Origin of the sequence: Pseudomonas sp. Choline-02u-1, from assembly GCF_002836515.1 — a bacterium.
Taxonomy (GTDB): Bacteria; Pseudomonadota; Gammaproteobacteria; order Pseudomonadales; family Pseudomonadaceae; genus Aquipseudomonas.
On the sequence record NZ_PJBC01000013.1, the window covers coordinates 485,194 to 493,026 of the forward strand.

Genomic DNA, 7,833 nt, shown 5'->3' on the forward strand with positions numbered 1-7,833 from the left:
GTATCTGGAACTGAACACCAGACACCACGCAAAGCCCGCCTTGTGCGGGCTTTTTGCTGTCTGCGATTTATAAAATCGCCGCGCTACTGCGCCGCATTACGGGCATGCCGATAATCGCTCACCGCCTCGTACACCGCTTTGCGCAAGCGATTGATCCCGCCAATTGGCCGATGCGCCTCGATGCCGAACCACGGATTGAACGACAGGTTGTCGCATTGCAGATTCAGCGCTGGCGTGTCGAAGTCCTGAGCCGGCAAAGTGATCCGCGCCACGGTTAAAAACGGCGCATCCTGCTCGCTCCACTCAATGCTGGTGTCTTCGATCGGCATGTACTTGTTCGCATCCTGGCGCTGGATCTGCAAGACCAAACATGCTGGCATCCGATCCGTCGATAACTGCTGATTCAGTGCACCACGCAGGAAATTCGGCAGGTCGTGATTCTGTTTTGGCAAGGTGTAAGCCGGGCAACGACCCGTATCCGGCACAACGCGGAATTTCGCATTGGCCTCACCGAATTTGTAAGGCGATACGGAAAAGTACGTGGTCTCGGTCGGGCTGTCCGGCGGTGGTGACAAGGTGGCCAAGGCGATAAACAGATGGCGTACCTGCCAGGTGCGCGGATCCCAGGTGGGAAAAAACGCCATGACCTTCTTGCCGTCAGCCTGCGCCGCCACATTCTGACGGTACTCGGCGACATCACCTACAAAGAAGTTCGGATGACTGAACATCACGAAGTCCTGTTCACGCCGGTCACCGCTGTCACGGAGCAATTGCGTTCCCGGCACGTCAAGAAGCTTGATTGCCATCCCGCGCGCGTCGCGAATGCTGTCGAATTGTGGATAAGCATTGCCGTTGGACAACCGGATCAGCGCTTGCCAGGTCTTGCCCGGCTCGCTGAACACACCTTGTCGCAGCGACTGCGCCAGTTCCGGTAACACCTGCACTTGCGCCTTCACGCAGCCATGCGCCTTGGCGTGGGCATCTCGCAGATAACGCGTGGGTTCACGGTGCTGGTCGACGATGCGCACTGCGGTTTGGATGACGTCTTGGGTCATCGCCGCTTCGCCTGCTGGAATCTGTTCCTGCGCCGACACCGGCCCGCGATGCTGCCAGGCAAACCACGCGGTGGTGATGGCCCAGCCGAGCAGGGCGATGACCAGCAGGATCAGCAGAGTCTTGCCAAGCAAGCGCCCCAACCAGAGCCAGAAGCGCGCGAGTGGCGGCAGTTCTCTTTTGAATGTCGGCATGATCATGGCAACTGCGCCTCCAGTGGTCCGCCCAATACTTTCAGGTATTCGAGCAGCGCCCAGCGCTCCTCGGGTTGCAGGAGGCGGCCGATCACTCCGTTGCCGCGTGCGCCGGCGCGAAATTCGTGGCCGCTGTTGTGGTTGCCGCTGATGTGCGTGTCGAACAGAAAACCGTTAGTGAAAGGTTCGGTGCGATATCCGAGATGCCGGGGGTCGTATTCGACCGTGCCTTTATAGAAGGTCGTCGCGCGCTCATCCTGCGGTGACAGCAACTGATAGATGCTCGGCACCGAGCCGTTGTGCAGAAACGGCGCAGTCGCCCACACACCAGCCAGCGGTCGAGCCTTGTAAGCGACTTTTTCGCGTACGCCGATCGGCAGGCCGAACCCGTCCATGCGCGGTTTTTCTTCTGGCGTGATCTGCGCTTGGCGATAGGCACGGATTTCCACGAACGCAGTGACGTAAGCCAAGCCCTTGGCCACCGACAGTTGGCTCAAATCGAGCGGCACTTCGGATTCGGGATGCAGCTTGACGTCCATCTTCTCCAGCTCTTTGACATCCCATTGCAGCGCGCTCAGGTCGAAACGGTGGCTGGCGATGTTGTTGGCCGCGTTCGGATCGGTGCCGATCACGTCCACGGGCAGCATGTGCAAGTGCTGCACCCAGCGTTCACCCTCCCAGGATTGGCGCGGGACGTGGCAGCCGGCGCAGTTTTCGACGAACAGCGCGCGGCCCTTGGCGGCCAACGGCTTGTCGATCGCACCGAGCAGATTTTCCGGCCATGTTGGTGGCTTGAGCTGTTGCAAGATTTGTTCAATGGCGTGCAGATCGCGCACGCGCACGCTGGAAGGGTAGCGCTCGGCGCCTTGCAGCGGCTGACCGTTGCCGTCGAAGAAATTCAGCGTGGCACCGACGCCCAGCGCTTCGCCGATATTGCGCGCCATCGGCTGCTGTGCCGAGCCATTCCACTGCACCCATTCGAACGTCCACATGTCCCATAGCTGCGGATAATCTACCGGGGCATCGGCCACGCGGTAGTTGGCAGGGGAAATCGCGTCACCGAAGGTGGCGTTGGCAATTCGGCCGAACGCATCGGTGCGTCCCGGGCCTTCCTCGGTCGGATAGAGGCCGCGATGGGTGTCGTTCCAGGCGACTTTGACGAAAGTGTTCAGCGAGGTTTTGAAGTCTTTGCGCAGTTGTGCGTGGCGCGCGTCGTACTCGTCGGCGAGAACTCGGCGGGCGAAGCGCTCGAATTTCCAAGGGTTGTAATAAGTCGATACCAAACTGGCGACCAAGGCCTGTCCGAAACTGCCTCCGCGCAATGTCGGAACGCTGGACGGCAATACATGTTGCGCGGTGCCGCCATCGATGCGCACGGCCTGACCTTTAAAACGCAACTCGCCGGTGTGGCAAGCGGCGCAGGTGATATCCAGAAAGTGCTCGGAGGCGTTGCCTGGATTCTGGTGGCGGGCAAAACCTACCGGGAGATTGCCGGGGTTGTTCGCGCTGGCTTGCTGTAGCGGATCGACCAGGAAGCCGAAACGGGCGAGGTACTCAGGTGAGGCGAAGCGCTGCTCGGAGAAAGGCAATTCCAAGGCCTGGAACCACTCGTAACGCAGGCCTTTGACTTGCGTACCTTGCGGCGTGAAATAGTAGGTCTGCCGTTGCTGCTCGCTCCACTGATTTAGGTAAAGCACCTGTTGGGGCGGCGTGTAGAAGGGCAACTTAGGATTGGCGACGTAATAGACGATCACCGCAACGGCGATGACCGCCAGCACCATCACCAGACTGATAACGCGGGATAAGAGGCGCAAGTTAAACATCCTTGTCGAATTGTTGCGCTGTTATGCCTGAGCGGCGCTGGCTGGGCAAGTGGCCATTACGCCAGGCGCTGGGGCAAGCGCCAATGATGCTTGTCGTCCATGGATGACAGAAGCTTCATCCAGCCGTTGCCTAAATGCGTTTTAATCCCTGAACTTATCGGAAGATTCCTGCTCTCATGCCGGTAGCCATTGGTCGTGGCGGCCTGATAAGCTCGCGGCTTTACTCGATTGCCCATTCGGCGCATGAACAAGGAAATAGCATGAAACAGCATCGGTTGGCGGCGGCGGTAGCCCTGGTTAGCCTGGTACTCGCGGGTTGTGACTCGCAGACCAGCGTAGAGCTGAAAACCCCGGCGCAAAAAGCTTCCTACGGCATCGGCCTGAACATGGGCAAAAGCCTTGCCCAGGAAGGCATGGATGATCTGGACTCCAAAGCGGTAGCCCAGGGCATCGAAGATGCCGTTGGCAAGAAAGAACAGAAGCTGAAAGATGAAGAGCTGGTCGAAGCCTTCGCCTCGCTGCAAAAGCGTGCTGAAGAGCGCATGGCCAAGATGAGCGAAGAGTCGGCAGCCGCTGGCAAGAAATTCCTCGAAGAAAACGGCAAGAAGGCTGGGGTAACCACTACCGCGTCCGGCCTGCAGTACGAAGTAGTGAAGAAGGCCGATGGCGCCCAGCCCAAGCCGACCGACGTCGTTACTGTTCACTACACCGGCAAGCTGACTAACGGCACCGTATTCGACAGCTCCGTGGAGCGCGGCAGCCCGATCGATCTGCCCGTCAGCGGCGTGATTCCGGGTTGGGTTGAAGGTCTGCAACTGATGCACGTTGGTGAGAAGTACAAACTGTACATCCCTAGCGATTTGGCGTACGGCGCTCAGTCGCCAAGCCCGGCGATCCCGGCCAATTCGGTTCTGGTTTTTGACCTGGAGCTGCTGGCCATCAAGGATCCAGCCAAAGAAGACGCCGCAGCCAAGTAACACGCAGCGGCTCGAAAACAACGCCTCGCTTATGCGGGGCGTTGTTGCATCTGGAGGTTGGCAAGGGTAAACAGAGCGAACTGACGCCGTTCAACACAGTCATAGCTTTGAGGCCGCCCGCGCTAGACGCCCTGAGCCGCCAAGTCAATGAAATATTGGGCTTTTTTATGTGAGTAAAAAACGCCCGATCTGAGCGCAGCCCTTATGAAACGGGGCTCTCAGCGCTGAAATGCAGCTCTGTTCACAAGGTTATCCACAATTTGTGTGGATAACATTTCAACGGGAAGAATAGATGAAAGCTCCGTGGAATTTCGCTCGATTCCTGCCCTTGGCCGGTCGCCTTCTGGCCCGTGGACGGCTGCCTACTTTGCTGTTTGCCGTGGCCAGCAAAGGCGCCGCGCAAGGCAATCGTCTCGGCAAACTCAAAGATGATTTGCGCTTGCTGCAGTCGCTGTGCCTGGCCTACTGGCGCGGCGAATACCGGGCGATCAGTGCCAAGTCGCTGATCTCGGTGGTGGCCGGGCTGATGTATTTCCTCAGCCCTGTGGATGCGATTCCTGACTTCATCCCCATGTTCGGCATGCTCGATGACATCGCGGTTCTCGCCTGGCTGATGAAAACTCTCGACGACGAGCTCAACGCCTTCCGCCTGTGGCGCAAGCGCCAGCAACCGGAGAAGCTGGCGGTGGTCGAACGCCTGCCCGATACCCCCGAGCAGCTGCAACTGCAGGGCCCGAAAAAGCCTTGACCGATAAAGACTGCCTGTAGATAGATACCCCCCGCGACCTTGGCCGCTGTTAGGATTACACTTCTAGGGAAAAGTGCCGACTCGCTAAGTGTTGTTGTCCTACGGGGTAGTCATGGATATTCAGATAATTGCACGCGATGGCGAACCCGAATACGCGGTTCTGCCGTGGGCTCAATATCAGGCTCTACTGAAAGCAGCAGGGATCAACGCAACACCGGCGCAGCAGCCTGCAGCGCCGCTCGCCGCCGCACCGGAGCCGATTCTTCCGGGTCTGGATCAATTACGCAGTTTGCGCGAAGGGAAGGGCATCGCCATCGAGGCGCTCGCCCGCACGGTAGGCATCAGCCCGTCTTATCTGGCCATGATCGAAAGTGGTGAGCGTCAGCCCGACGCCGCGATTCGCCGCAGCCTGGCCTGGGAACTGACGGTGCCAGGTTGGAGGGACGAATCGTGAGCGTACGCATCAGCCGTCAACATTGGGATGGATTGCTGGGGGAACTGGACCAGGCGCGCCGTCAGCGCCATCTTCTGACCTATCGAGCCTTGCTTGAGCGTTTGCAGCTGCCGACGCCGGCGATGCAGACGCTGACGGCTGCGCTTGAGCATCTGGCCGCACTGGATGCGAGAGCCGAGCAGCCGTTGCGCAGTTCGCTGGTCATCAGTCAGGGCGCCAGCCGTTTGCCGCGTACCGGTTTTTTTGAATGTGTCGAGCGCCTGGGACGCTTTTCCGGGCCGTCGGATGGCGTCGCGGCGGCGTCCTGGCATGCGTCGGAAGTGGTGCGCGTCTTCGAGTACGAGTACCCGGAATCGGCGGAGGCCTGAGTGTTTCTGCGCCTCAAGGCGCGGGCCGGCTACTGGCTGGCCCGCAGGTTGTTTCATTGGTCGTGGTTCGTCCGCCAGCCGCGTGGTTGGCGCTGGCTCGAAGGCCAGTTTGCGCGCATGGCCAACCTCGGCGATGTCGGTGCGCAAAGCTTTTATGGACACATCCTGGCCTTTCGTGGCGTTGGGCTGGGCGCACGTGAAGAAGGCGTGCGTTTACTGCGTCTGGCCGCGTTGGCCGGCGATGGTAAAGCGGCCTATCAAGTCGGCGTGATCAGCCTCGCCGGTACGCCGAGCAAAGCGCCGGATACCGCTGAAGCCGCTCGTTGGTGGAGCATGGCTGCCAAGGCCGGTCACCCGTTGGCCGAGCTGAAGCTGCAACAGCTGAAGGCTGGTGATTCAACGCATTAATTGCATGTATGGCTTTTAAATCAAACGCGGCGTGAGGTTTCCTCACGCCGCGTTTGCGTTTCTGTCTGTATTTTTTTCGGTGGATGTTGGGTTGCAGATTATTCCTACATCCTTTGCCTACTCGCCTGACTTCTTTCTTATTTGATCCCCCGCACAGTTCCCGCGACTCATTTCTTGCGCGAGGGACCGCTCATGTTTCAACCCGTTTTTCAGCTCATCTTGTCTGCCCGCGTGTGTTGATGGAAGCCATCGCTCGCATCGAGCAGGAGCTCGACAGCTTTCCGCAAACACTCAATCTCTACCGCAAACAGCTCGATCACTGGATCAGTCGCGCAGCCGACCAGGTCAGCGACGCGGCGGACCTGTCGTCGCTGGTGGGCATGGAGCGGATCATCCGCTTCGGCGACCGCAGTACGGCGGTCAGCAGCAGCGACGAAGAATTTTCCTCCAGCGTCGTGCAGTGCCAGCAGGGCGGGCTGATGCAGATCGAGAGCAAATTCGAGTCTGTCTACGATATTCCGCTGGGCAACATTTCCGTCGATGTGGTCGACGTGGATAGCGGCAAGACCAGCCCGGTCACCCTTGATCATCAGGGCAGGGGTGAATTCAGAGGCGAAGAGGGCAAGTTCTACCGCGTTCTGGTGCACAGCGCAGTCACCCCCAATCAAGTCGAGAAGCTGTTCCAATCCTACGACGGTTTGACCGGCAAACTAGAAGGCTGGCTGCGTAGCGAATGGCAGGACTTTAAGCCGCAGTGGTCACAGTCGGTGGCCACTGCGGCCAGCAACGGCATGCTCGCCGGCAGTTGGGCAGCCATCGAGGGGGTATGGGACAGCCTCGGTCTGCTGTCGGAAATTCTCCAGGACCCTGGCAAATTTGCCGAGCGTCTGGGCAGCGGCGCAGCTGACCTGATCGAGCTGGCACAGATCGCGCCGGATCTCATGGAAAAGCTGCAGTTGCTGGTCAGTGACGAGGCGGCGATGTGCTTGCTGTTACGGTCGGCGAGCCTGTGGCTGGACATGCTGGCGCCCAGCGAGATTGCCGGCAAGTCCGCTGAAGTGGCGTCGATGATGATCGTGCAATTGATCATCGATGTGCTGATCAGCGTGGTGCTGACCTTTGTCGGAGCGGGTGCGGGGATCGCTTATCTGACGCTGCGTCTGGCTGACCGAGCAGCGCAGTTGTTTAACGTCGCCAAGCGTCTGGTCAAGGCGCTGTTTGGCATCGTCAGCACATTTATTGAATACGTCGACCACTACAAAGCCGTTGCCGCGCGGGGCATCGCCGCCGGGGTGAAAAACGGCCGGATGCAATTGCGTTGGAGCGCTAAGCGCAACGCTTTGTTGAAGAAAGATGAGCCCCACGACGACGTCCCCGACCAGTCGAAAAAACCCAACGGCGACCCCGCCGACTGCGTACCCAAAACTTGCAAAAACGGCTGTCCGGTGTCGATGGTCACCGGCGAAGAACTGCTGACGCTCACCGATGCGGTGCTCGACGGCGTGTTGCCCTTCGAGTTCACCCGCTTGTATCGCAGCAGTGCCGTCGAAATCGACATCGGCCTGGGTTTCGGCTGGAGCCATACGTTGGCGCATCGGCTCGCCTTCGACGGCGATGGCGTGATCTGGATCGACCACGAGAACCGCCGCACGCGCTTTCCCCTGCCCGATGTCGCGCGTCCGGCGATCCACAACAGCCTGTCGCGGGCGGCGATTTTTCTCGGCGATGAGCCGGAAGAACTGATTCTCGCGCTGGCCGGGGAAAATGCGCGGTTCTATCACTTTCGCGCCGGCCGGCTGACGGCGATC

General features: G+C 59.5%; 8 protein-coding genes. 6 read left to right on the plus strand and 2 right to left on the minus strand.

All coding sequences use genetic code 11. The features are described from left to right. Positions 1–83: 83 nt before the first annotated feature. Together CXF97_RS12430 and CXF97_RS12435 are read right to left on the minus strand one after the other, a co-directional pair. Positions 84–1,253: a catalase family protein gene (locus CXF97_RS12430; protein WP_101158728.1), complete on the minus strand. Its 1,170-nt coding sequence runs from the start codon at positions 1,251–1,253 to the stop codon at positions 84–86. Beyond that, positions 1,250–3,061 (minus strand): di-heme-cytochrome C peroxidase, encoded by a 1,812-nt coding sequence (locus tag CXF97_RS12435; RefSeq protein WP_101158729.1) that lies wholly within the window; start codon positions 3,059–3,061, stop codon positions 1,250–1,252. Before CXF97_RS12435 ends, CXF97_RS12430 begins: the two co-directional genes overlap by 4 nt. A gap of 269 nt (positions 3,062–3,330) precedes the next feature. Between CXF97_RS12435 and CXF97_RS12440 the strand changes: the two genes are divergently transcribed. The 6 genes from CXF97_RS12440 to CXF97_RS12465 form a co-directional block, all read left to right on the plus strand. Next, the gene (locus tag CXF97_RS12440; RefSeq protein ID WP_101158730.1) at positions 3,331–4,047 is read left to right on the plus strand and encodes an FKBP-type peptidyl-prolyl cis-trans isomerase; all 717 of its coding nucleotides are present in this window, start codon (positions 3,331–3,333) and stop codon (positions 4,045–4,047) included. A gap of 292 nt (positions 4,048–4,339) precedes the next feature. Next, on the plus strand, positions 4,340–4,795 hold the full coding sequence (locus tag CXF97_RS12445; protein WP_016773733.1) for a YkvA family protein: 456 nt from the start codon (positions 4,340–4,342) through the stop codon (positions 4,793–4,795). A 112-nt stretch (positions 4,796–4,907) separates the two neighbouring features. Then, positions 4,908–5,249 carry a helix-turn-helix domain-containing protein gene (locus tag CXF97_RS12450; RefSeq protein ID WP_101158731.1) on the plus strand — a complete coding sequence of 114 codons (342 nt, stop codon included), beginning with the start codon at positions 4,908–4,910 and terminating at the stop codon, positions 5,247–5,249. Next, positions 5,246–5,617, plus strand: a complete 372-nt coding sequence (locus CXF97_RS12455) for a hypothetical protein (RefSeq protein ID WP_007898892.1) — start codon at positions 5,246–5,248, stop codon at positions 5,615–5,617. Before CXF97_RS12450 ends, CXF97_RS12455 begins: the two co-directional genes overlap by 4 nt. After that, the gene (locus CXF97_RS12460) at positions 5,618–6,025 is read left to right on the plus strand and encodes a sel1 repeat family protein (RefSeq protein ID WP_101158732.1); all 408 of its coding nucleotides are present in this window, start codon (positions 5,618–5,620) and stop codon (positions 6,023–6,025) included. It begins immediately after the preceding gene. Positions 6,026–6,264: 239 nt separating this feature from the next. Continuing rightward, on the plus strand, positions 6,265–7,833 hold a 1,569-nt coding region (locus CXF97_RS12465; protein ID WP_256589803.1), incomplete at its 3' end, for a DUF6531 domain-containing protein.